The sequence below is a fragment of the Marinobacter sp. S0848L genome, assembly GCF_023016065.1.
Lineage (GTDB): Bacteria > Pseudomonadota > Gammaproteobacteria > Pseudomonadales > Oleiphilaceae > Marinobacter.
Genome location: NZ_JALKAQ010000007.1, coordinates 65,363 through 89,057 on the forward strand (window position 1 = coordinate 65,363; position 23,695 = coordinate 89,057).

A 23,695-nucleotide genomic window follows, 5' to 3' on the forward strand; every position below is an offset into this window, starting at 1 on the left:
TGCCATGAATGCCGTTGTTGCCGCGGTACTGATTATGCTCGTATTGAGCTTGTGCCGTATCCACGTTGTTGTTGCCCTGATTGTCGGTGCCATATCTGGCGGCCTTGTCGCAGGGATGTCTTTAGAGTCCACCATTGATGCGTTTAACGCCGGTTTGGGCGGCGGCGCAACCGTAGCTTTATCATACGCTACTTTGGGAGCCTTCGCTGTTGCCATTGGTAAATCCGGGCTGGCCCACGCACTGGCTGACAAGGCGCTGGCACTGATCGGCAAACAAGACGAAGGCGGCCCAGCCACCGGCATCCGTTTCATGATTATCGGCCTGCTGGTCGCGGTGGCAATGTCTTCCCAGAACATCCTGCCGATCCACATTGCCTTTATCCCGCTGGTTGTCCCGCCGCTGCTGTACGTGATGGCCAAGCTCCACATGGACCGCCGCCTGGTAGCCTGTGCACTGACCTTCGGTTTGATCACCCCGTACATGTTCCTGCCGGTGGGCTTCGGCGGTATTTACCTGAATGAAATCCTGCTGGCGAACGTAGCAGACAACGGTGTCGATGCCAGTGAACTTAACGTCATGTCCGCCATGGCGCTGCCCGCGTTAGGCATGTTGGTGGGCCTGTTGATTGCCATTTTCTTCAGCTATCGCGGCGGCCGTGGCTACGACCTGAAGCTGATCAGCCAAACCGAGCGGGTGGATGTGAAATACAGCCCGAAAACTCTGGTTATGGCACTGGTCGCCATCGTTGTAGCTTTCGTGGTGCAGCTGTGGCTAGGCTCCATGATTTTGGGTGCACTGGCTGGTTTCGTGCTGTTCAACCTGTCGGGCGTTGTTAAATGGCAGGAAGCGGATGACCTGTTCACCGAAGGTATGAAAATGCTGGCGATGATCGGCTTCATCATGATCGCGGCCAACGGCTTTGCGGAAGTCATGCGGGAAACCGGCGACATCGCCAATCTGGTCGAAGGCTCGGTTGCCGCCATTGGCGAGAACAAGCCACTCGCGGCCTTGCTGATGCTGGTGGTGGGCCTGCTGATTACCATGGGTATTGGCTCGTCGTTCTCCACCATTCCCATCATCGCAGCGTTGTACGTTCCGCTGGCACTGCAAATGGGCTTCAGCCCACTGGCCATTGTTGCCTTGGTTGGCACCGCCGGTGCTCTGGGTGATGCCGGCTCTCCAGCTTCTGACTCTACCCTTGGGCCAACGGCTGGTTTGAACGTAGACGGCCAGCACAACCACATTTGGGATACGGTTGTTCCGACATTCCTGCACTACAACTTGCCGCTGCTTGGCTTTGGGTGGTTGGCGGCTATGGTTCTTTAGCTTCGGCGGTAGCCTGCTTTTTGTAGCCTTCTCTTTTGGGGGATTGTTCGGAGTTGGTGGGGGGTGTCAAAACGGAAAACGTGGTTTCCCTGATAGTTTTGACACCCCCCACCAACCCCGAACGTTAATCTTTAGTGAAATATCTGGGAAAGACTAAAGATAACTAAAAAGCACTGTTTGGCGGTTTAATGAAAATCTTTCAAGCACCCAAGCGTTTGTATAAAGGCCAAAAAAAGGGGTTCGGGAGAGGGGTCAAAAACTATCAGGAAAACCACGTTTTCCGTTTTTGACCCCTCTCCCGAACCCCGACCATCTCCCAAATCAACAATACTCCAAGGCAAGTCAGTCCTCAGAGCCAGCCTTAAAAAACACCACCTGTTTAACCGTATGGTCGTCCTCATTGCCCCGCGTATTCACCCGGGTTTCAATTTCAGGAGCCGCTGGCTGCTCAACCTCAGACAGGGCATCGGTATAACCACAGGCCACGCACTCACGCACCTGATCGCCTTTGTCGTCCGTGAACATCGTAATTTTGTCCATCTCCGCACAGCGCGGACAAATCGCACCGGCGATAAAACGTTTTGGACTCGGCATAACTCAACTCCAGATCGATCTGCTGACCGCATCAGCACGGCCAGCGCTCATTGTATCAGGCTACTTCGCCGGTAATGCCAGATTGCTCCAACAACGCATCCACCTGGGGCTCACGGCCGCGGAAGGCTTTGAACAATTCCATGGGTTCCTGCGAACCGCCTTTTTCCAGAATGTTCTGCAAGAACGCCTTGCCGGTTTCCGGATCGAAGATGCCTTTTTCCTCGAACAACGAGAAAGCGTCTGCGGCCAACACTTCAGCCCACTTGTAGCTGTAGTAGCCCGCTGCGTAGCCGCCTGCGAAGATGTGGGAGAACCCGTTCGGAAAGCGGTTGAACTCCGGCGATTGCACCACGGCAATGTCATCCCGCACCTTGCGGTGCATGTCGAGCGGGTTGGTGGGGGCTTCGTCGGTGAACTCCGCGTGCAGGCGGAAATCGAACAGCGAGAACTCCAACTGTCGTACCATACCCATGCCGGACTGGAAGTTCTTCGCCGCCAGCAGTTTCTGCAGCAGATCGTCCGGCAGCGGTTCTCCGGTTTCGTGGTGGCTGGCAATCAAGGCCAGAGATTCCGGGTTCCAGCACCAGTTTTCCAGGAACTGAGACGGCAGCTCAACGGCATCCCACGCCACACCGTTGATGCCGGATACATCCATAACCTCAACTTGCGTGAGCATATGGTGCAAGCCATGGCCGAACTCGTGGAAGAGGGTGGTCACTTCGTCGTGGGTCAGCAGCGATGGTTTGCCATCCACCGGCGGCGTGAAGTTACAGGTCAGGAAGGCAACCGGCAGCTGCAGCTGGCCACGCATGTTGCGCCAGCGTACCCGACAATCGGCCATCCAGGCGCCACCGCGTTTGCCTTGACGGGCGAACAGGTCCAGATAGAACCAGGCAATGGGTTCGCCGTTACGGCTGATGCAATAAGCTGTGGCATCTTCGTGCCAGGTTTCAACGTCGGGCTTTGCTTCAATTTGCACATCGAACAGCTTCTCCGCCACCCGGAACAGGCCCGGCACCACTTTATCCACAGGGAACCAGGGGCGCAGGGTTTCCGGGGAAATGTCGTAGCGTTTCTGGCGCAGCTTCTCGCTGTAATAGCCCACGTCCCAAGCTTGTAGATCGTCTACACCGTGCTCGTCTTTGGCAAACGCCTTCAGCTCGGCAAATTCCTTCTCGGCTTGCGGCTTGGACTTCTCCGCCAGCTGGTTCAAAAATTCCAGCACCTCATCCACGCTGCGGGCCATTTTGGTGGCCAATGAACGCTCGGCGTAGTTGTTAAAACCCAACAACTGCGCGAGGGCATGACGGCGTTTCAGAATTTCTGCCATCACCGGCGTGTTGTCCCAGGTACCGGCATCCGGACCTTGGTCAGATGCGCGGGTAACAAAGGCTTCGTACACTTCCCGGCGCAGTTTTCGGTTATCGCAATAAGTCATGATCGGGTAGAAGCTGGGGAAATCCAGCGTGATCACATAGCCCTCCAGCTCTTTTTGCCGTGCAGCCTGCTTGGCCCCGTCAATAGCGGTTTCCGGCACCCCCGACAGTTCACTGGCATCGGTAATCCGCTTGAACCAGCTTTGAGTGGCATCCAATACGTTGTCGCTGAATTTATTGGACAACTCCGCCAGTTCTCGGGACAAGTCGGCGTAGCGCTTCTTGTCGTCCGCTGGCAAATCAACACCGCCCAAATGGAAATCGCGCAAGGTATTCTCGATGGACTTGCGCTGGGCTTCGCTGAGGTCTTTAAAATCGTCCCTTGCCGCCAGCTTCTTGTAGGCATTGCACAGGGCTTCGTTCTGGCTGATTTCGGTGCTGTATTCGGTCAGCTTTTCCAGGCAGTTCTTGTACACCGTGCGCAGGTCGTCGTTGTTCATCACGCCGTTTAGGTGGGAAATCACGGACCAGGCATTGCTCAAGTCGTTTTCCATCGCCTGCATGGGTTGTACCAGGGTATCCCAGGTTGGATCGTCCTGTTCAGCCAGCGATTGGATCTTCATCCGATTCTTGCTGAGAATCTGGTCAATCGCCGTTTCCATGTGCTCGGTGCGAATGTGCTCGAACTTCGGCAGCAGATCGTCAGTCAGTAGCGGGTTATTCATAGGTCCCCTTCTCAGCTATTCCGGTTTAAGGTACTTTCAGGCAACTCCAATGCTTGGGGGAGTCTTTGGGAGGTGAGCTTTCCAAAAATTTGCGCAGCCCACCTCCCAAAGACTCCGTCCCCTCACTTTTCGGCCTGTAAAAGGTATATGTAATGGCGAATGTACGAACTCACAAGGGTAGCACACCAAAATTTGGTAAAAGTACCTGGATAGACGAGAGTGCTGTGGTGATCGGCGATGTGGAAATGGGCGACGATTGCTCAGTCTGGCCCATGACCGTGATCCGCGGTGACATGCACAAAATTCGCATTGGCGACCGCTGCAGCATTCAGGACGGGTCGGTTTTGCACATCACCCACGCCAGCGATTTCAACCCGGGCGGTTGGCCGCTGATTCTCGGGGACGATGTGACTGTGGGCCACAAGGCACTGCTGCACGGATGCACCATTGGCAGCCGGGTGCTGGTCGGCATGGGCTGTACCGTGATGGACGGGGCCGTGGTCGAAGACGAAGTGATCATCGGGGCAGGCACCTTGGTGCCGCCGGGCAAGCGGCTTGAATCCGGTTACCTCTATGTCGGCTCGCCCTGCAAACAAGCAAGAGCGTTGAGCGACAAAGAGAAAACCTTCTTCAAGTACACCGCTGCCAACTACGTGAAGCTGAAGAACGAATACCTCGACACTTCAGAATAAGCTCAGCCGGAACTCAGTTTCCGGCTGGCGCTTTGGCGCCTGCGTTTTTCAGGGCGCGGGCGTAATCGCCGCTGCGGCCATGCCTGGAGATGCGATCCAGCATGGTTTCGCCGTGCTCGTCTGTTGCATCCAGGTTACGGCCAGCGGCCACAAAGAACCCGACAAAACGCTCGAAATCCTCGGCACGCATGGCTTCATAAGCGCGTAGCAACACGAAATGGTCCGCCTGCAAGCTCTTGTCATACGGCTCCAGGTCCAGGAAGCTTTTTACCCGCTCGTCACTCCACACTTCATCAAGGACTTTCGGTTTATCCGGTCCGCTCATTGCTCTTACTCCCAATGGATTCCAGGTATTAAGGCCGCACAGTATAAGGCTTTGAAACTGTGCCAGTTATATGAAAGTACTATGAGGATCTACGCTGCAAGCATAAGGCAGCGCAAGTCAGGGTAGAATTTCGACAGGAAGATCGCCAACCGCTTCGTTTGTCTCACATTCGGGGTTTCGGATGGAGATCTCCACCCGGCGGTTCAAGGCCCGGTTTTCCGGGCTGTCATTTGCTGCCAACGGGCGAGTTTCAGCGCGCCCGGCTGCCATCACACGATCTGCGGGTATTTGCCGGTTCATCACCAGCTCATGCACCACCGACACGGCCCGTGCCGCGGACAGGTCCCAGTTCGAGCGGTATTTACTGCTGGAAATGGGGCGGTCGTCAGAATGGCCAGATACCACCACATCGCCCTCACAACCGGCCAAAACCGACACAACCCGTTCAATGATCGGAATCATACTGGGTTTGATCGCAGCCTCTCCTGAACGAAAGGTCGCTTCCTCGGCAAACCGGATAACCACCTGATCTTCGTCGTAATTTACTTGTACACTGCCGGCTGCGGCTTCTGGCTCCAGTTCCCGTACCAGTCTGGAGGTCAGGTCGAGGACACCGCCGGGAATCTGTCGAATTTCCGGCTGTTCCGCCCGTTCATCAATAAACTCTGGCTGGTCCTGCAAATTGTCTGACGGGTCGGGCAGTGACACGGTATCCGATTCCACTAAAGTGATCGGTGATCCACCGATACCGTCGCCAATGACATTTTGCGAACCGAAAGCCAGTGACATGGAATTTGCCATAGCCTTGTACTTTTCCACATCCATCTCGGCAAACGACAACAGCAAGATAAAGAAGGTCAGCAGCAGGGTCGCCAGATCGGCAAAGGTGACGATCCAGTCTGGCGCACCGTTTTTGGTTTTTTGCCGTTTGCGAGGCCGGGGCAGCAACAAACCTTATGCCTCCTTTTCAGGCGCAAGACCGGTCCGATGCTCGGGGGGCAGGTAGGAAGACAGAAACTCCGTCATCACTCTGGGGTTTTCACCGCGCATAATGCTCTTGATAGAGGTAAGGATCAGCAATTGGTTGCGCGCATCGTCGTCGGCTTTCAGCTGCAGTTTTTCCGCCAGAGGCAGGGCAATCAACTGAGCAAGAAAAGCCCCGTACAGCGTCGTCAGCAGGGCGATGGCCATGGCGGGCCCGATGGTGGAAGGGTCATCCAGGGTATTCAGCATCTGCACCAAGCCAATCAGAGTGCCCAGCATGCCAATGGCCGGGGCGGATTCACCGATACCGCGAAACACCCGCTCAGCCACTTCGTAGCGCTCGGCGATTTGCTGGCTTTCTTGCAGCAAGGCTTCTTCCACCAGTTCCGGCGGGTGGCCATCAACACAAAGAGAGATGGCTTTTCTCAGGAAGTCGTCGCTGGCTTCGTGCTCTTCGAGGCCCAGAATGCCCTCCTTGCGCACCATTCGGCTCAGCTCTCCCACTTCCAGAATTAACGAAGAAGGGCGAGGGAGGCGATCGGTAAACACCGTTTTCGCCGCCAGCCGGAACGCACTGGCAACCGTAGGCAACCGGAATTTGATTAAGGTAACCGCGAAAGTGCCGCCGAGCACGATGGCCAAGCCAGGCAGATTCAGGAAGGTCGTGAGCGAGGCGTTTGCCAGCATGGCAAGCACAACAATCACAACTCCGGCGAGCAGCCCTACCAACGTCAGAATATCCATGACCTTCCCTTACGGCCGAGGTTATCCAACCCGGCTCAGTCGTTTCTCAGTTCGTCCACAACCGGATCGGTTTCCGGGCGGACACCCCGCCACACCAGAAACGCTTCAGCCGCTTGCTCGACCAGCATGCCCAACCCGTCGTAGACGTGCCGGGCACCGTTATCCAGCGCCCACTGATTGAACGTGGTGGTTTGCAGAGAGTACATCATGTCGTACGCCACGGTGTCCGGCCCGATCACATTCCCCGAAATCGGCGGCAAATCACCCTGCAAACTGGCGCTGGTGCCGTTGATAATGACATCAAACGGCTGCGCCGGTTGCTCGAAGCCACAAGCGGACATCTCAACGTTGGCAGCTTCGTCGGCAAACAAACGGACCAATGCCTCGGCCTTGGCGACGGTTCGGTTAGCGAGGGTCAGGGCCGCAGGCTGTTCCGCCAGAATCGGACCCAATACGCCCCGTACGGCACCGCCAGCCCCCAACACAAGAATGCGCGCACCCTTGAGCGGTACTTTCTGGTTGTCACGCAAATCGCGAACAATACCGACACCATCTGTGTTATCGGCCACAAGGTCATTTTCTTGATCGAGGTACAACGTATTGGCTGCGCCGGCTTTTTCCGCTCGGGGTGTTCGGTGTTCCGCCAGCGTCCAGGCCTGCTCCTTAAACGGAACGGTAACGTTCAGACCTTTTCCGCCGCCGTCAAAAAACTGCTTTACGGTTCCGGCAAAATCGTTCAACGGCGCCTGAATGGCGGTGTATTCCACAGGCTCGCCGGTTTGCTGCGCAAACAAACTGTGAATCCGGGGCGACTTGCTGTGGTTGATCGGGTTTCCGACCACCGCATAGAGTTCATTAATCATCGACACCCTCCAACCAGTTTCGGTCCGCGAGGAAGTATTCCGTCAATCGAGCTTCTTCACTGCCGGGCTCCGGTTGGCGGCTGTAATCCCAGCGCACCATCGGCGGCAATGACATCAGGATGGATTCTGTCCGGCCACCCGACTGCAACCCGAACAAGGTGCCTCGGTCATACACCAGATTGAATTCCACGTAACGCCCGCGGCGATAAAGCTGAAAATCCCGTTCCCGCTCGCCCCAGGGATGATCCACCCGGCGCTGAACAATGGGCTCGTAGGCTTCAATATAACTGTCGCCCACGGATTGCATAAAGGCAAAATCCCGCTCAAAGTCGCCGGTGTTGTGATCATCAAAGAACAGACCGCCGACACCGCGAGGTTCCTGCCGGTGCTTCAGGTAGAAATACTCGTCGCACCAATGCTTGAAGCGTGAGTAAACGTCGTCGCCAAACGGCTCACAAGCGTTGCGCGCGGTGCGATGCCAGTGCACACAATCTTCGTCGAAACCGTAGTAAGGGGTCAGGTCGTAACCACCGCCGAACCAATACACCGGATCACCGTCTTTGGGTGTGGCGATGAAAAATCGGACGTTGGCGTGGGAGGTTGGCACATACGGGTTCTCGGGGTGCATCACCAACGACACCCCCATCGCTTGCCAAGGTGCGCCGGCCAGATGAGGGCGGTGCGCTGTGGCTGACGGCGGCATGGTGTCGCCCATCACGTGGGAGAAATTCACGCCGCCTTTTTCAAACACTTTGCCCTCAGAAATGACCCGGCTGATACCGCCGCCGCCTTCGGGACGTTCCCAGCTGTCTTCGATGAAGGACGCCTGACCATCCAGTGCTTCCAATCGCTGGCAAATGCGATCCTGAAGGCCCAGTAAATACGCTTTAACGACCTGAGAGTCCGGCTGTTGTGACATGCTTGCTCCTAACGAAACTGTTTTCCGGTGAGGATATCGATAATGCGGCTGGGTTTACGGTTGCCCCCGAGTGCGCCCGGTATCACGCGGTCGAGTTCCTTTCCGAAATAACGCCGTACCTGCCAGATGTTACGGGCAGGAGCCCGTCCTGCCGGGTTACACGAGGTTGAAACCAGAGGCATTCCCGTCGCTTCACACAGGTCCTGCACCAACGGGTGGTCAGACACTCGAACGGCGATGGTGCTGTGTTGCCCCCGCACCCATTCGGGAATTTGTTCCAGTACGTCCGGTATCAAACAGGTGATGGGCCCGGGCCAGTGTTGCTCGGCTTCCCATTGCAACACACGCGGCAGAGGGTCTAAAAGAAACCGCACCTGATCGATGGACGATGCCACCAGAATCATGCCCTTGGCCATCGGCCGCTGTTTCAACTCAAGGATGCGTTCTACCGCCTGTTGATTCCAGGGGTCACACCCCAGGCCCCATACGGCTTCGGTGGGGTAAGCAATTACTCCGCCGGACAACACGGTGCGGCGGGCACAGTGCAGTTGCCAGGCATTCAAGGACGACGTTGGCGACATATAGAAATCGTACAACCTGCTTGATCAGATAGTGGAAATGCACCGGTTAGCCTCGCCGCAAGTATCCGCCCGGGGCAGAACACGCCAAACCTTCCAATTCCAGCAGCAAAAGCGACTGCATCAACTGATCGGCCGGTAATCCGGTGGCAAGACTCAATGCATCGGTAGACTGTGGATCATACCCCAAAGCCTCGAATACCGCGATTTCCCGACTGTCCAGATCCGGTTTTTCAACCGGACGGGCAAGCTCTGGCGCGGGCGCTTCCTGCATCGACCACCAGGTGCCTAATTCTTCCAGCACGTCATCGGCCGTTTCGACCAGCCTCGCCCCTTGTTTGATCAGTTGATGGCAGCCTTTGGCGACCGGGCTGTGGATGGAGCCGGGAATGGCGAACACCTCCCGGCCTTGCTCAAGAGCGGTTCTCGCGGTAATCAGTGACCCGCTTTTCAAACTCGCCTCCACCACCAGCACACCTCGGCTCAAGCCACTGATGATGCGATTCCGTTGCGGGAAATAGGCGGCTCGGGCCTGAGTGCCTGGCGGGTATTCCGACACAATCAGACCGTTATCCATAATGCGGTGGGCCAGTTTTCGATGCTGCGCCGGGTACAGCCGATCCAGACCACACCCCACCACAGCAATGGTCGGATGCCCGGCATCCAGTGCCCCGGCATGGGCTGCACCGTCAATGCCCAGCGCCAGCCCACTGGTGATCAACAAGCCGCGCTTGCTCAGTTCCGCGGCAAACTGCCGAGCGTGATCCAAGCCTTGCCGGGTGGCATTGCGACTACCCACCACGCCAATCTGATCTTGCAACAGCAGCCTGCTATCGCCCAACAAGTAAAGCACCAGCGGCGCATTGTGTATCTGTCGCAGCGCCTCCGGGAAATCGGGATGACCCTGGCCAATGATCGCAATGCCATGTTGCTGGCACGCCTGATGAATCCAGAGCGCGTGCTGTATTTTAGGGTGATGGACATCCCCCGCTTGCCAGGCATGAACCAGTTCAATGGCTTCGGTCCCCAGGCCTAACGCTTTGAGAGTCGCGGCGTTCAGATCAAGCGTATCAACCAGACTGGCGGTGTTGGACTGCACTCGTTCACGAGCGCGCACGCCAAACCGGGGAAGCAGCGAAAGTACCAGCCAGCGGCCAGCCTCAGATTGCAGATATTTCTGTTCCGACATTTTTCATCCTTGAAAACAATAATGGCCGGGCGCTCCGGCCCAGCCATTCAATGTTACTGCTTATCACCACGCGCAGCCTGTCTGAGCTGCGCGGGTAGAGAAATATCAGGGGTTTACGACCTTGTCACCCACCGACAGCGAACGAGTTGCCTTCAGAACCAGCCCGTAGCTCATCTTCTCGTACACCTGGAACACCATCAGCAGACCGGCCCGCTCGGACGGCAGTTCAATGGTTTCGCCGGTGATGGGGTCGCGAACACGGTTGCCGGCTTTCATCACCGCCAGCACGTTGCCGGCTTTCATACCTTCACGGGCACCACGGTTAATGGCCACTACGTTGTATTGGCCAATCTGGTTGACGCCGCCATCGACCGAGATCATCTTGCCTTCGATCTCCGCATCCGGTGAACTCGGCATAAAGTTAGTGGTCAGACGACGGTCTTCACTCACCAGCAAGCGGTCACCAATGCGCACCTCTTCGCTGGAGCGAGTCAGATTGACGGTCAACACGTCGCCGTTCTCGGCCGCCACGTTACCCCGGGCGATGCTGCGTGCTTCCAGCCCCAGGAACTCGCCGGTATCCGGATCAACAAATTCCTGGCTGCGGCGGAACACGCCAACCCGATCAGCAGGCTTTTCACCGCGGGCGTAGATTTTGTCCCCGGCACCGGTGATGATGCGGCCGTCTTCGCCTTCCAGCACATACGGCGCACCGTTGATTTCTTCAGGGCTGACGATGCGGGTGTCGGTCAGGAAGCTGGCAATGGCATCCAGAGGAATCGCGGGAATTGGCGTATCAATGGCTTCGGAACGGATTTGAGGAGACAGTTTCACATCGCCGGACGCCACCTTGGTGATGCGCGGTTTGCCGTCAATGTAAACCAGCGCCAGGCGATCACCCGGATAAATCAGGTGCGGGTTGGCAACCTGAGGGTTTACGTGCCAGATTTCCGGCCAGTACCAAGGGTTGTTCAAAAAACGCCCTGAAATGTCCCAAAGGGTATCCCCTTTGACGACGGTGTAACGCTCAGGATGGTCAGCTTTGAACTCGGGCTGTGCCTGGGCCAAAGAGGTAAACAGCAGCGTGGTAGCCGCCAGAGCGTACAACAATTTCCTCATCGTCTGTATCCTTGATCGCGTGCCTTGAATCTTAGCGTTCGGTAACGTCACCACAGATCACCCGCAGCTTGTTACACTGTTATTCCCGTTACTATAGAAGATGTAGGGGGATTTGTGATGTTATCTTTTGTTCTTCCAGCAAATTCTGCGGAATAATCGATAGAATCCTACTATTAACTGATCAGTTTGTACTCAATCGGTAATTTATCGGATAATACCCCCATCACACATGCTTCATAATAGAATTGTGAAGAAAATTTGCGCAGTACGCTGTCGCATTTCAGAGAAGCCAGAGCACTATGATTCTAGATATTCTTGAGTACCCCGATCCGCGCCTACGCACCATTGCCAAGCCGGTAGACGAGGTAACCGACGAGATCCGAACGTTGATCGACGACATGTTCGAGACCATGTACGATGCGCCCGGCATTGGTTTGGCGGCAACGCAGGTGAACGTGCACAAGCAGATCATCGTGATGGACTTGTCCGAAGACAAGAGCGAGCCAAGGGTGTTCATCAACCCGAAAGTGGAAGTACTGGATGGCGACTTGGAAGCCATGCAGGAAGGCTGCCTGTCGGTGCCCGGTTTTTACGAAGATGTAAAACGCATTGAACACGTTCGCATTACCGCCAAAGACCGAAACGGTGACGATTTTGAACTGGAAGCCACCGGCCTTCTGGCGGTTTGTATCCAGCACGAGATGGATCACCTGAACGGCAAATTGTTTGTGGATTACCTCAGCTCTCTCAAGCGCAACCGAATTCGCAAGAAGCTGGAAAAACTCCACAAGCAAAGCGCCTGAGCCCGAGCCGGATAATGGCGCTCAACTTCAGACCGAATTCAGGACCGGGTTACGACCCGGTTTTTTCGTATTCAACGACACAGAGATAACACCACCGTGCGCATTGTTTTTGCCGGAACTCCGGACTTCGCCGCCATCGCCCTGAAAGCCATACTTGCAGCCGGACACACGGTTGTAGGCGTTTACAGCCAGCCTGACCGGCCTGCCGGCCGCGGCCGCAAATTGATGCCAAGCCCGGTAAAACAAGTGGCACTGGATGCCAACATCCCTGTGTTTCAGCCCCAGAGTTTAAAGCCCGAAGACGCGCAACAAGAGCTGGCCGCCCTGAAGCCAGACGTCATGATCGTTGCAGCCTACGGTCTGATTTTGCCGAAAGCGGTTCTGGACATACCAAGCCACGGCTGCCTCAACATCCACGCCTCCTTGTTGCCTCGGTGGCGCGGTGCTGCACCGATTCAGCGGGCCATTGCCGCCGGCGATGCCGAGACCGGTATCACCATCATGCAGATGGATGTGGGCCTGGATACCGGCGACATGCTACTGAAAACCGCTACTCCGATTAACCCGGACGATACCGGCGGCAGCCTTCACGACCGATTAGCGGATATGGGCGGCGATGCGATAGTAGAGGCGTTGGCGAAACTGAGCCAAAGCGCGCTGACCGGCGAGCCCCAGAACGACGACGAAGCCTGCTACGCCCACAAGCTGTCAAAAGAAGAAGGCCACATCGACTGGAACAACAGCGCCACCGACATCGAGCGACTGATCCGGGCGTTCAATCCCTGGCCCGGCACCTTCACCGACCTGGGCAAACAGCGCATCCGCTTGCATCAGGCGCAGGCATTAGAGCAGGGCAGCGACAAAGCCCCCGGCACCGTGCTTCGCCGTGAACGGGAAGGCATCGACATTGCTTGCGGTACTGGCAGCCTGAGAGTGACCAAAGTGCAACTGCCCGGCACCCGCGCCTTGACCGTGAACGATTTGATTAACGGCGGCAAACCCGTGCTGATGCCTGAACAGGAGCTGAACTGATCATGTTCTATGACTCCCTGCCGTTCCGCGCCGTCGCCGCCGACGTGCTGCTTTCGGTCGAAAACGGGCAATCGCTGTCGCAATGCCTGCCCTACGCTCTGAGCCAGCTGCCTCCCGAACAGCGGCCCCAGTTGCAGGCCATTTGCTACGGCACCTGTCGCTGGTTTCACCGACTGGATGGCGAACTCAATCAGCGCCTGAAAAAGCCCATTCGCAAACCCGACCGGGTGATTCATCATTTAATGTTGGTTGCCCTGTTCCAGCTTCGTTTTAGTGAACAAGCCACCTACGCCATTCTCAACGAAACCGTCGAAGCGTGCCGAGCACTCGATCGGCCGCACCTGACCGGGCTGGTCAATGGTGTGTTAAGAGCGGCCGAGCGGGAAGGCGCACCGGAGCCGGGCGACGACAGCAGCCGCTACAGCCATCCGGTCTGGATGGTGGAGAAACTGCGCCACAACTGGCCCGACCACTGGCCAGCCATCCTCGATGCCAACAACACCCAGGCACCGATGACCCTGAGGGTAAACGCCCTGCGTTTTAGCCGCGACGAATACCTGAAGTTACTGACCGATGCCGGCATTGGCGCCAAAGCAACCCGCTTTGCCCCGCTAGGCATTCAGTTGGAGCGCCCGTTTCCGGTGGATAACTTGCCGTGGTTTGAAGACGGCGCGGTCAGTGTTCAGGATGAAGCCGCCCAGCTGTGTACTACTCTGATGGATCTTCAGCCTGGTCAACGAGTGTTAGACGCCTGCGCGGCACCCGGCGGCAAAACCTGCGCCATTCTGGAAAACTGTGCCGAGCTTGCCGAAGTGGTCGCCATTGACGAATCGGCCGACCGCCTGCCCCGGGTGCAGGAAAATCTTGACCGCCTCGACTTGTCCGCCAGCCTGTTACAAGCCGATGCCGCGGACATCGAGCAATGGTGGGACGGCCAGGCCTTTGACCGAATTCTGCTGGATGTACCCTGCAGCGCCACCGGCGTTATTCGCCGACACCCGGACATCAAATTGCTGCGCCGGGAATCGGACATTGTGCCGCTGGCCGGCATTCAACTTGGCCTGCTGAACGCCATGTGGTCTATTCTGAAACCCGGAGGCCGTTTGGTATACGCCACCTGCTCGGTGTTTCCGCAAGAGAACCACCGCATCATTCAACGCTTCCTGAAGCAGCAAGAACAGGCACAGCTGATTCCCATCGACGCGAGCTGGGGCCTGGATATGGAAGCCGGTCGCAATCTGCTGCCGGATCCAGACAGCCATGACGGCTTTTTCTACGCCGTGCTGGAGAAACCTGACGCATGAATATCCTGATTCTCGGTGCGGGCCAGGTCGGCGGTACGCTGGCCGAACACCTCGCCAATGAAGCCAACGACATCACCGTTATCGACAGCGATAGCGTTCGCCTCCGGGAGCTGCAAGATCGCCTCGACATTCGCACTGTGCACGGCAAGGCGTCTTATCCGGCGGTACTGAACGAAGCCAATGCCGAAGACGCCGACATGGTGATCGCCGTCACCAACAGCGATGAAACCAACATGGTGGCGTGCCAGGTTGCCAAGCTTCTGCACAAAACCCCGACCACCATCTGCCGGGTACGCGCGGGTTCCTATCTGGCCAATCCTGCGCTGTTCTATAACAAAGATACCGAGAAGGATCTGGATAAACTTCGGGGCTTCCCCATTGATGTCATCATCAGCCCGGAACAGCTGGTTACCAAACACATCACCCGGCTGATCGAGTACCCCGGCACGCTTCAGGTATTGGAGTTTTCCAAAGGCCTGACCCGGCTGGTCGCCATCAAAGCCATTGAAGGTGGCCCCCTGGTCGGCCGTGAGCTTTCCTATCTGCGCACCCACATGCCGAAGATCGACACCCGGGTTGCCGCCATTTTCCGGAAAGACCGGGCCATCATCCCGAAAGGCGATACCGTGATCGAAGACGGCGATGAAGTGTTCTTCATTGCCGCCACCGATCATATCCGCTCGGTGATGAGCGAGTTGCAGCCGCTGTCTAAGCCCTACAAACGCATCTTCATTTGTGGCGGTGGCAACATTGGCTACCGGCTGGCACGAGCACTCGATAGCCGCTATCAGGTAAAAATTCTCGAGCGGGATCACGACCGCTGCATCATGTTGTCGGAAAAACTCCGCAAAACGGTGGTGCTGGAAGGCAGCGGCGCTAATAAAGACATTCTGGTGGAAGAAAACATCGAGAATACCGATGTCTTTTGTGCGGTCACCAACGACGACGAAACCAACATCATTGCGTCGCTGTTAGCCAAGCGCCTGGGTGCTCGCAAAGTCCTGACCTTGATCAACAACCCCGACTACGTTGATTTGATTCAGGGCGGTGTCATCGACGTTGCCATCTCGCCCCAGCAGACCACCATCGGCAGCTTGCTGACCCACGTGCGCCGGGGCGATGTGGTGAACGTACACGCCCTGCGCCGCGGCGCCGCCGAAGCCATCGAGGCCATTGCCCACGGCGACCATCGATCCTCGAAAGTGGTGGGCAGAAGGCTGGATGAGATTCATCTGCCGCCGGGCACCACCATCGGCGCCATCGTGCGCCATGGCGAGGTTCTGATTGCACACGATCATTTGCGCGTGCAGCCGAACGACCACGTTATTTTGTTCTTGGTCGATAAATCCCGAATTCGGGATGTCGAGAAGCTATTCCACGTGGGGCTCACTTTCTTCTGATTGATCCCGAACAAATCAATACGCAGATTGGCACTTAGAAAAGCAGCGCCAGCCAGCGTATAATGCGCGTTTTCAAATTTCGGAGTGCTCCGTAACAACGGGGCGCCACACACAGACTGACCAGCAGGCAATCGTCGTGACAGACAAGGCAACCAATAACTCCGCGCCAGACATCAAGACCTTTCAGGGTCTGATTCTGGCATTGCAGAATTTCTGGGCGCAGCATGGCTGCGTGATACTTCAGCCTCTCGATATGGAAGTCGGCGCCGGCACATTCCACTCGGCCACATTCCTGCGCTCCATCGGGCCCGAGACCTGGAACGCCGCCTACGTGCAGCCCAGCCGCCGACCGACCGACGGCCGCTACGGTGAAAACCCGAACCGCCTGCAGCATTACTACCAGTTTCAGGTGGTTCTGAAACCGTCTCCAGACAATATTCAGGAACTGTACCTGGACTCGTTACGCGCGTTGGGGCTGGACCCGCTGGTACACGACATCCGCTTTGTGGAAGACAACTGGGAATCCCCAACTCTGGGCGCCTGGGGTCTGGGCTGGGAAATCTGGCTAAACGGTATGGAAGTCACCCAGTTCACTTACTTCCAGCAGGTGGGCGGTCTGGAATGCTACCCGGTTACCGGCGAGCTGACCTACGGCCTTGAGCGCATCGCCATGTACCTGCAAGGCGTGGACAGCGTTTACGATCTGGTGTGGACCAACGGTCCGGACGGCGTCGTTACCTACGGCGATGTGTTCCATCAGAACGAAGTGGAGCAATCCACCTACAACTTCGAACAGGCCGATACCGAATTCCTGTTCCACAGCTTCGACGTGTACGAGCGGGAAAGCGCCCGCCTGATCGAAGCTGGCCTGCCACTGCCTGCTTACGAGCAGGTACTTAAGGCCTCCCACACCTTCAACCTGTTGGATGCTCGCCACGCCATCTCAGTGACCGAGCGCCAGCGTTTCATCCTGCGTGTACGTACCTTGGCTCGCTCCGTGGCTCAGGCTTATTTTGAAAGCCGTCGCAAGCAAGGCTTCCCGTTGGCCCCGGAAGCTCTCCGCAACGAAGTGCTGGCAGCGGCCGATGCGGCTGACGCCAAAGCCAAAAGCAAGAAGTCCGGAAAAGCGAAAAAGGCACAGCAGGAACAGGGGAAAGCATAATGGCTACACAGGATTTTCTAGTCGAACTGGGCACCGAGGAACTGCCTCCGAAAGCCCTCAAAGGCCTGTCTGACGCCTTTACTCAAGGCATTACCAAAGGCCTCGAAGACGCTGGTGTTGCCTTTGGCGCCGTTGAAGCCTTCGCGGCGCCACGCCGTTTGGCGGTGCGCATTCGGGATCTGGCCGATGCCCAACCCGACAAGTCTGTGGAAAAGCGTGGCCCTGCGGTTAAAGCCGCCTTTGACGATGCCGGCAACCCGACCCGCGCACTGACCGGCTTCGCCACCTCATTGGGCATTACCCCCGATCAACTGGACACGCTGGAAACCGACAAAGGTGCCTGGCTGGTGTATCGTACCGTTGAAAAGGGCAAGCCCACCGTTGAGCTACTGCCGGAACTGGTCAACCAGTCGCTGTCGGCCTTGCCCATTCCCAAACGCATGCGTTGGGGTGCCCATCGCACCGAATTCGTGCGCCCGGTCCACTGGCTGATCATGCTGTACGGCAACAACGTAATCGACACCCCGATCATGAACCTGAAGCCCGGCAACAAAACCCGTGGCCACCGCTTCCATTGCCCGAAAGAGCTGATCATCCCGACCCCGGCCGACTACGAAACCGTGCTCAAGCAAGAAGGTTACGTGCTGGCTGATTTCGCCGAGCGTCGTGAGCAAATTCGGGTTGGCGTGAACGCACTGGCCAAGAACGAAGCCGGTGGCGTTGCCGTTATCGACGAAGATCTGCTGGACGAAGTCACCGCCCTGAACGAATGGCCGGTGCCGTTGATGGGCCGTTTCGACGAGCGCTTCCTGAAAGTGCCTGCCGAAGCCCTGATTTCCTCCATGAAGGAGCACCAGAAATACTTCCACGTGGTCGATAGTAACGACCAGATGTTGCCGTTGTTCATCACCGTCGCCAACCTGGAAAGTAAAGATCCTGCCCAGGTGGTTGCCGGTAACGAGAAGGTCATTCGCCCACGCTTGTCGGACGCCGCCTTCTTCTTCGAAACCGACTGCAAAACCAAGCTTGAAGAGCGTGTCGATTCGCTCAAGCCCATCGTGTTCCAGGAAAAACTGGGCAGCATTTACGACAAGTCTGTGCGCGTCGCGGCATTGGCCAAGAAGATCGCCGAAGCGATCGACAGTGATCCAGCGCTGGCCGAACGTGCCGCGATGCTGGCCAAGACCGATCTGGTTACTGAAATGGTGCTGGAGTTCACTGAGCTACAAGGCATCATGGGCAGCTACTACGCCACCGACGACGGCGAACACGCCGACGTTGCCAAGGCCCTGAACGAGCAATACATGCCACGCTTCGCCGGTGACGATCTGCCCACCACGCTGACCGGTTGTGCCGTTGCCATCGCAGACCGTATCGATTCGCTGGTCGGCCTGTTTGGTATCAACCAGCCACCATCCGGTACCCGTGACCCGTTTGCGCTGCGCCGTGCCTCCCTCGGTGTACTGCGCATCATCATCGAGCGTGAACTGCCGCTGGATTTGCAGACCCTGTGTGAATGGGCGGAAGAGAACTTCACAGTGCTGACCGAAGAGAACACCGCCAGCACCGTGGTTAACTACATGCTGGAGCGCTTCCGGGCCTTCTACGACGAGCAGGGCATCAGTGCCGAAGTCTATCTGGCCGTGCACGCACGTCGCCCGACCTGCCCACTGGATTTCAACCGCCGCGTGAAGGCCGTTGAAGCTTTCCGCCAGCTGCCAGAAGCTCTGGCTTTGGCCGGTGCCAACAAGCGGGTATCGAACATCCTGACCAAACAGGGCGGCGACAGCATTGGCGAAACCATAGACAACGCGTTGCTGCAGGATGAGCCCGAGAAAGTTCTGGCCCAGAAGGTTGAAGAGCAAGCCGCAAAAGTGTTGCCGTTGTTCGAGCAAGGCGACTACGCCACCGCTCTGACATCCTTGGCCAGCCTGCGCGAGTCTGTGGATAACTTCTTCGACGAGGTCATGGTTATGGCCGACGATGAAGCCGTTAAAAACAACCGTTTGGCGCTGCTCAACCGTCTTCGCAACCTGTTCCTGCGCGTTGCCGATATTTCCCTGCTACCCACAGCCGGGTAAAGGCGCTAACGCGCAGTTTTAAGTAGGTATTTCCCCAGGGAAGGGGCTAGCAAAATGGCCGGTAATCCGTATAATACCGGCCGTTGATCGGCGTGTGGCGCAGCTTGGTAGCGCACTTCGTTCGGGACGAAGGGGTCGCAGGTTCGAATCCTGCCACGCCGACCACTTTCCCGCTTTTCTGTTGTTCTTCTCCCTCGTTTTTATCACTCCACAGCCCTTTTCGGGTTAGCATTTCTGTATCTTTCGTAAGTCTGCTAATGTTCTGGCAATTATCTTTAATCAGAATAGAAAGGAGGGCATTTTATGAAAGAAGCACTGGCCCGGCTACGTCAATTCCGTGACGACAGAGATTGGAAACAATTCCATAACCCAAAAGATTTATCACTGGCTCTGAGTATTGAGGCTTCAGAGTTGTTGGAACTGTTTCTCTGGAAATCTCCCGAGCAAGCCAATGTAGAGAAAGTGAAAGAGGAACTGGCCGATGTTGTTGCCTATGCCCTGTTGCTGGCCGACAGCTACGACCTTAATCTGGAACAAATCGTCCTCGACAAGATTACCAAGAACGAACAGAAGTACCCCGTTAGCAAGGCTAAAGGAACGGCCAAAAAATACACGGAGCTATGAGTCAATCGTCGATGGTAGAAGTAAAGCGTTACCCATTCAACCAAGACGCTATCAGCGAGTTACGTAGCAACGCTTTTGCAGCGGATAGCTGGCCCTTGGTTTACGTCCTAAGTGATGAAAAACACCGACGTGCTTACATCGGCGAAACCACAGACACGCTCACCCGCATGAGCACCCACCTGAAACACGACGAAAAACAACTGCTAACAGCTGTCCACCTGATCACCAGTGAATACTTCAACAAATCGGCTACGCTGGACGTTGAATCACTGCTCATTAAGTATATGGCAGCAGATGGCAAATACACTCTGCTGAACGGCAATCTCGGGCTCGCCGATCACAACTATTACCAACGTGACGCGCTCTACAACGAAGTATTCAGAGAAGTTTGGAATCGCTTGATCGCCAAAGGAGTGGTATCCCGTACTCTGGATCACCTCGATAATTCCGATGTGTTCAAATATTCCCCCTATAAATCGCTGTCGTTCGATCAGCGTCAGGGGCTGCTTACCATCATGCATGAACTGCTAAACCCTGGTGTTAAAAACATCGTTATTGAAGGTGGTGCAGGTACCGGAAAATCCGTCTTGGCGATATTTCTATTCAAACTGCTTCTCTCAGAAAATCATCACGTTGATCTTCGAGATTTTTCCGAAGACGAAGCAGAAATTCAGTCTTTACTTGCCAAATTACGAAAAGCTACTCCCAAGCCGAAAATGGCCCTGGTAGTGCCGATGACATCCTTCCGAACCACACTGAAGAAGGCCTTCAAACACGTCTCAGGCCTCAGTCCCAGCATGGTGATCAGCCCATCTGAACTCGCGAAACAGCACTACGACATCGTGTTGGTGGACGAATCCCATCGCTTGCGAAAGCGCAAAAACCTTGGAGCCTACTTTGGCAGCTTTGACAAAACCTGTGCTGCATTGAGTATGGACAAACACAGCTGCAGCGAAGTTGATTGGGTATGCCAGCAATCTGCAAAAGCCATTTTCTTCTATGACCAAGGGCAATCGATCAAGCCTTCGGACGCCGATACGGAAGTTTTTCTGCGCCTTAAAGCTGCCAAGGATTCAGTGAAGCACTCGCTACTCTCTCAGTTCCGTGTAAAGGCCGGTCAGCCATACGTTGAGTTTGTTGATAATCTGCTCAACGGACGTGTTGGAGAAGAGGAAGTCTTCCGAGCCAAAAACTATGAATTCGAGGTGTTCGAATCTCTCGGCGATATGGTGCAGGCCATCAACGAGAAAGAAACAAAGGTCAGTCTATCCCGGTTGATCGCCGGCTATTCATGGCCCTGGATCTCGAAAAAGGACAGCACAGCGTATGACATTGTTGTCGATGGCGTTCAGCTTCGCTGGAACAGCACCAATACCGACTGGATTAATAAAGAAGGCTCTCACAACGAAGTCGGATGCATCCACACGACACAGGGCTACGACCTAAACTACGCCGGCATCATATTCGGAGAAGAGATCCGTTTCGATACGGAGACCCAGTCCATCGTCATCGATAAGACCAATTATTTCGACCGCACCGGTGGTCAGGGCATTAAAGACCCGGAGGAACTGAAGCAATACATCATCAATATCTACCGAACCATCATGCTTCGGGGAATTCGCGGCACCTTCGTTTATGCCTGTGATAAGGCGCTTCGGGAATACCTCAAGCAACACATTCCTCTGCGCGCTCCCAGCCAAGTAGAAAACCGGACACCCGAAGTGGTGAATCTCAAGCCCTATGTCAATGCAGTGCCCTTGTTCGATCTACAAGCGGCTGCAGGCACGTTCAGTGACTTACAGGATACACAGTACAAAGACTGGGTAGCCGTACCCAGCGGCATTCCAGTACGGGAGGGGATGTTTGCCTGCCGAGTGATCGGAGAGTCAATGAATCGAGTTATCCCCAATGGCACTTTGTGCCTGTTCCGTCCCGATAGAGGTGGCAGCCGGAATGGCAAAACGGTGTTGGTGGAATGCACAGATAGCATCGATGCTGACTTCGGTTCGCGCTACACGGTGAAAGTGTACGAAAGCTTTAAAACCGAAGACGAACACGGCTGGCTCCATAAGCGCATTCAACTTAAGCCCAACTCGTACGATCAAAACTTCGAAACTCTTGAATTGAACGAAGAAAATGCGCTTCAGTATCGAGTAGTGGGTGAATTTATGTGCGTAATCGAGTAACCACGCGTTGTCTAAAACGCCCCCTACAACAAATGCTCAATCGGCAAAAACGAAAACACCGAAACCATCATCCGTTTGAGCACCCCAACACCCGGATCATGGCTGTGCCGAATCTCTTCGTCACCATTGCGCTCTATCCACTGCAAATCGCCGTCTTCGTCCAGCACCACCTCATAGGCGGTTACCCGGGCCTGTTCTTCAAAATGGTTTTCCATCAGTTGAGTCAGTTCCGGGCTTTCGATCACAAACCCTAACTCCGTGTTGATGTGAACGGAACGAGGGTCGAAGTTGAACGAGCCCACGAACAACCGTTGTCCGTCCACAGCGAAGGTTTTGGCATGAAGGCTGGAAGAGGAACTGCCCATCAGATTGTCCTGTAGAGAACGCTCCACAGGCTCTTCTCCGGGCACCTTGCGCAACTCGAACAGCTGCACGCCGGCTTCCAGCAGCGGTTTCCGGTATTTGGCGTAGCCGGCGTGCACCATGGCTACGTCGTTGGCTTCCAGCGAATTGGTGAGCACACGCACCTGTACGCCTTGGCGCTCCAGTTTTTGGAACATCTCCACCCCGGCTTTGGTGGGGATAAAGTAAGGCGACACCAGTGTGATCGAGTGTTCGGGATTGCCCATGGCCTGCGCCAACTGGCGGCTCATTAAGCCCTTTTCAGTCTTTTCGCCAAGCACTTTCGCGGGGTCGTCGCTGACCATCGAAACTGGCGACCAGACAAATTCAAGATCGCCCGCTAACAGGTTCTTCAGAAATTCGGATTCAGACACGGCGCAGACATACTGACTGGCTTCTGTGCTGGCACTGCATTCTCGGGCGGTTTCCACCACTTTTGCCAGATCTTCCGCACCGGGTTCCGGCAAAATCGCTGAGGCGGGATAGGCAGACGCACTGGCCCAGTAGCGGTCGAAATCCCGGGACAATTCATTCACCACCGGGCCAATCGCCAATACATCAAGGTCCGCGAACAACGCTCCGGAGCCGGCGCCGAAATACTCATCGGCTATGTTACGACCACCGATGATCGCGGCCTGGTTATCCGCGGTGAAGGATTTGTTGTGCATCCGGTGGTTCAGGCGCGAGAAGCTGGTGAGATAACCAATCCACTTGGGACTGCGCACCACGAACGGGTTGAACAAGCGCACTTCTATATTGGGATGGGTATGGAGTGCGGCCAAGATATCATCAAGGCCGGAAATGCCATTGTCGTCCAGCAACAGCCGCACTCGCACGCCCCGTTCAGCAGCTCGGTAAAGCACGTCTAATAACAGAATTCCGGTGATATCCGCCTGCCAGATGTAGTACTGCACATCCAAGGTCGCGTCGGCGCCTTCGGCTAAAAGCGCTCGGGCCGCGAAAGCGTCGTAGGCGTTTTGCAGGAACACTATGCCGCTGTCCCCGGGGTGTTCGGCCGCAAGAGGAGCAATGGCACGGCCCAGCCGGGTGCTGGCCGTTTGTTGCGCAGGAATGGATTGGCTTTCCGGACGATCACTCAGAGGGGGAAGGGCACACCCGCTCAGCGCAAGAGACAACATCACGACAAGAACAACGCCGACACCCGGATAAATCCGCCCGAACCTGCTATTCAATGCATACACTCCTTCTGGTTAATGGGTTAGTGTAGCAGGTCGAAACAGCGCTTAACCCAACCTAACCCCAAGC

General features: G+C 56.0%; 21 protein-coding genes and 1 tRNA gene. 11 read left to right on the forward strand and 11 right to left on the reverse strand.

Features of this window, described 5'->3' with window-relative positions:
• The first annotated feature begins 4 nt into the window (after positions 1-4).
• Positions 5-1,327 (forward strand): Na+/H+ antiporter family protein, encoded by a 1,323-nt coding sequence (locus tag MWU64_RS10405; protein WP_247064126.1) that lies wholly within the window; start codon positions 5-7, stop codon positions 1,325-1,327.
• 342 nt (positions 1,328-1,669) lie between these two features.
• Here the strand turns inward: MWU64_RS10405 and MWU64_RS10410 are convergent, their stop codons facing one another.
• Both MWU64_RS10410 and prlC read right to left on the reverse strand, forming a co-directional pair.
• Positions 1,670-1,921, reverse strand: a complete 252-nt coding sequence (locus tag MWU64_RS10410) for a YheV family putative zinc ribbon protein (protein ID WP_223134633.1) — start codon at positions 1,919-1,921, stop codon at positions 1,670-1,672.
• Positions 1,922-1,976: 55 nt separating this feature from the next.
• Entirely contained in the window at positions 1,977-4,022 is a 2,046-nt protein-coding gene (prlC, locus tag MWU64_RS10415) for an oligopeptidase A (RefSeq protein ID WP_247064128.1), read from the reverse strand.
• Between the two features lie 152 nt (positions 4,023-4,174).
• On the opposite strand from prlC, the gene MWU64_RS10420 reads away from it, so the two are divergent.
• A complete protein-coding gene (locus MWU64_RS10420) occupies positions 4,175-4,714 on the forward strand; it encodes a gamma carbonic anhydrase family protein (RefSeq protein WP_247064130.1) in 540 nt (179 codons plus the stop codon).
• A 13-nt stretch (positions 4,715-4,727) separates the two neighbouring features.
• On the opposite strand, the gene MWU64_RS10425 is transcribed toward MWU64_RS10420, so the two are convergent.
• The 8 genes from MWU64_RS10425 to MWU64_RS10460 all read right to left on the reverse strand — a co-directional run bounded on the left by MWU64_RS10425 (position 4,728) and on the right by MWU64_RS10460 (position 11,435).
• Positions 4,728-5,039, reverse strand: coding sequence for a PA4642 family protein (locus MWU64_RS10425; RefSeq protein WP_247064132.1), 312 nt, complete (start codon positions 5,037-5,039; stop codon positions 4,728-4,730).
• Between the two features lie 117 nt (positions 5,040-5,156).
• Positions 5,157-5,990, reverse strand: coding sequence for a flagellar motor protein MotB (locus MWU64_RS10430; RefSeq protein WP_247064133.1), 834 nt, complete (start codon positions 5,988-5,990; stop codon positions 5,157-5,159).
• A 3-nt stretch (positions 5,991-5,993) separates the two neighbouring features.
• The gene (locus MWU64_RS10435; protein ID WP_247064135.1) at positions 5,994-6,767 is read right to left on the reverse strand and encodes a MotA/TolQ/ExbB proton channel family protein; all 774 of its coding nucleotides are present in this window, start codon (positions 6,765-6,767) and stop codon (positions 5,994-5,996) included.
• Positions 6,768-6,802: 35 nt separating this feature from the next.
• Complete coding sequence (gene aroE / locus MWU64_RS10440) at positions 6,803-7,630, reverse strand: shikimate dehydrogenase (RefSeq protein ID WP_247064137.1); 828 nt, start codon at positions 7,628-7,630, stop codon at positions 6,803-6,805.
• A complete protein-coding gene (hemF, locus tag MWU64_RS10445) occupies positions 7,623-8,549 on the reverse strand; it encodes an oxygen-dependent coproporphyrinogen oxidase (protein ID WP_247064139.1) in 927 nt (308 codons plus the stop codon). The genes aroE and hemF overlap by 8 nt, the downstream gene beginning before the upstream one ends.
• A gap of 8 nt (positions 8,550-8,557) precedes the next feature.
• The gene (locus MWU64_RS10450; RefSeq protein ID WP_247064141.1) at positions 8,558-9,130 is read right to left on the reverse strand and encodes a Sua5/YciO/YrdC/YwlC family protein; all 573 of its coding nucleotides are present in this window, start codon (positions 9,128-9,130) and stop codon (positions 8,558-8,560) included.
• 46 nt (positions 9,131-9,176) lie between these two features.
• Positions 9,177-10,316, reverse strand: coding sequence for a DNA-processing protein DprA (gene dprA / locus MWU64_RS10455; protein WP_247064144.1), 1,140 nt, complete (start codon positions 10,314-10,316; stop codon positions 9,177-9,179).
• A gap of 105 nt (positions 10,317-10,421) precedes the next feature.
• Positions 10,422-11,435: a LysM peptidoglycan-binding domain-containing protein gene (locus MWU64_RS10460; protein WP_247064146.1), complete on the reverse strand. Its 1,014-nt coding sequence runs from the start codon at positions 11,433-11,435 to the stop codon at positions 10,422-10,424.
• 299 nt (positions 11,436-11,734) lie between these two features.
• On the opposite strand from MWU64_RS10460, the gene def reads away from it, so the two are divergent.
• The 9 genes from def to MWU64_RS10505 all read left to right on the forward strand — a co-directional run bounded on the left by def (position 11,735) and on the right by MWU64_RS10505 (position 22,027).
• The gene (def, locus tag MWU64_RS10465) at positions 11,735-12,238 is read left to right on the forward strand and encodes a peptide deformylase (protein WP_247064148.1); all 504 of its coding nucleotides are present in this window, start codon (positions 11,735-11,737) and stop codon (positions 12,236-12,238) included.
• Between the two features lie 96 nt (positions 12,239-12,334).
• A complete protein-coding gene (gene fmt, locus MWU64_RS10470; protein WP_247064150.1) occupies positions 12,335-13,270 on the forward strand; it encodes a methionyl-tRNA formyltransferase in 936 nt (311 codons plus the stop codon).
• A gap of 2 nt (positions 13,271-13,272) precedes the next feature.
• Complete coding sequence (rsmB, locus tag MWU64_RS10475) at positions 13,273-14,574, forward strand: 16S rRNA (cytosine(967)-C(5))-methyltransferase RsmB (protein ID WP_247064152.1); 1,302 nt, start codon at positions 13,273-13,275, stop codon at positions 14,572-14,574.
• Positions 14,571-15,974 (forward strand): Trk system potassium transporter TrkA, encoded by a 1,404-nt coding sequence (gene trkA, locus MWU64_RS10480; RefSeq protein ID WP_247064154.1) that lies wholly within the window; start codon positions 14,571-14,573, stop codon positions 15,972-15,974. The genes rsmB and trkA overlap by 4 nt, the downstream gene beginning before the upstream one ends.
• A 136-nt stretch (positions 15,975-16,110) precedes the next feature.
• On the forward strand, positions 16,111-17,136 hold the full coding sequence (gene glyQ, locus MWU64_RS10485; protein WP_199006602.1) for a glycine--tRNA ligase subunit alpha: 1,026 nt from the start codon (positions 16,111-16,113) through the stop codon (positions 17,134-17,136).
• A complete protein-coding gene (gene glyS / locus MWU64_RS10490) occupies positions 17,136-19,217 on the forward strand; it encodes a glycine--tRNA ligase subunit beta (RefSeq protein ID WP_247064156.1) in 2,082 nt (693 codons plus the stop codon). The genes glyQ and glyS overlap by 1 nt, the downstream gene beginning before the upstream one ends.
• Before the next feature lie 88 nt (positions 19,218-19,305).
• Positions 19,306-19,382, forward strand: a tRNA-Pro gene (locus MWU64_RS10495).
• Between the two features lie 138 nt (positions 19,383-19,520).
• Positions 19,521-19,841 carry a nucleotide pyrophosphohydrolase gene (locus MWU64_RS10500; RefSeq protein WP_247064158.1) on the forward strand — a complete coding sequence of 107 codons (321 nt, stop codon included), beginning with the start codon at positions 19,521-19,523 and terminating at the stop codon, positions 19,839-19,841.
• A complete protein-coding gene (locus MWU64_RS10505; RefSeq protein ID WP_247064160.1) occupies positions 19,838-22,027 on the forward strand; it encodes a DNA/RNA helicase domain-containing protein in 2,190 nt (729 codons plus the stop codon). Before MWU64_RS10500 ends, MWU64_RS10505 begins: the two co-directional genes overlap by 4 nt.
• 23 nt (positions 22,028-22,050) lie before the next feature.
• Here MWU64_RS10505 and MWU64_RS10510 read toward each other — a convergent pair whose 3' ends face one another.
• The gene (locus MWU64_RS10510; protein WP_348645555.1) at positions 22,051-23,622 is read right to left on the reverse strand and encodes a phospholipase D family protein; all 1,572 of its coding nucleotides are present in this window, start codon (positions 23,620-23,622) and stop codon (positions 22,051-22,053) included.
• Positions 23,623-23,695: the final 73 nt, after the last annotated feature.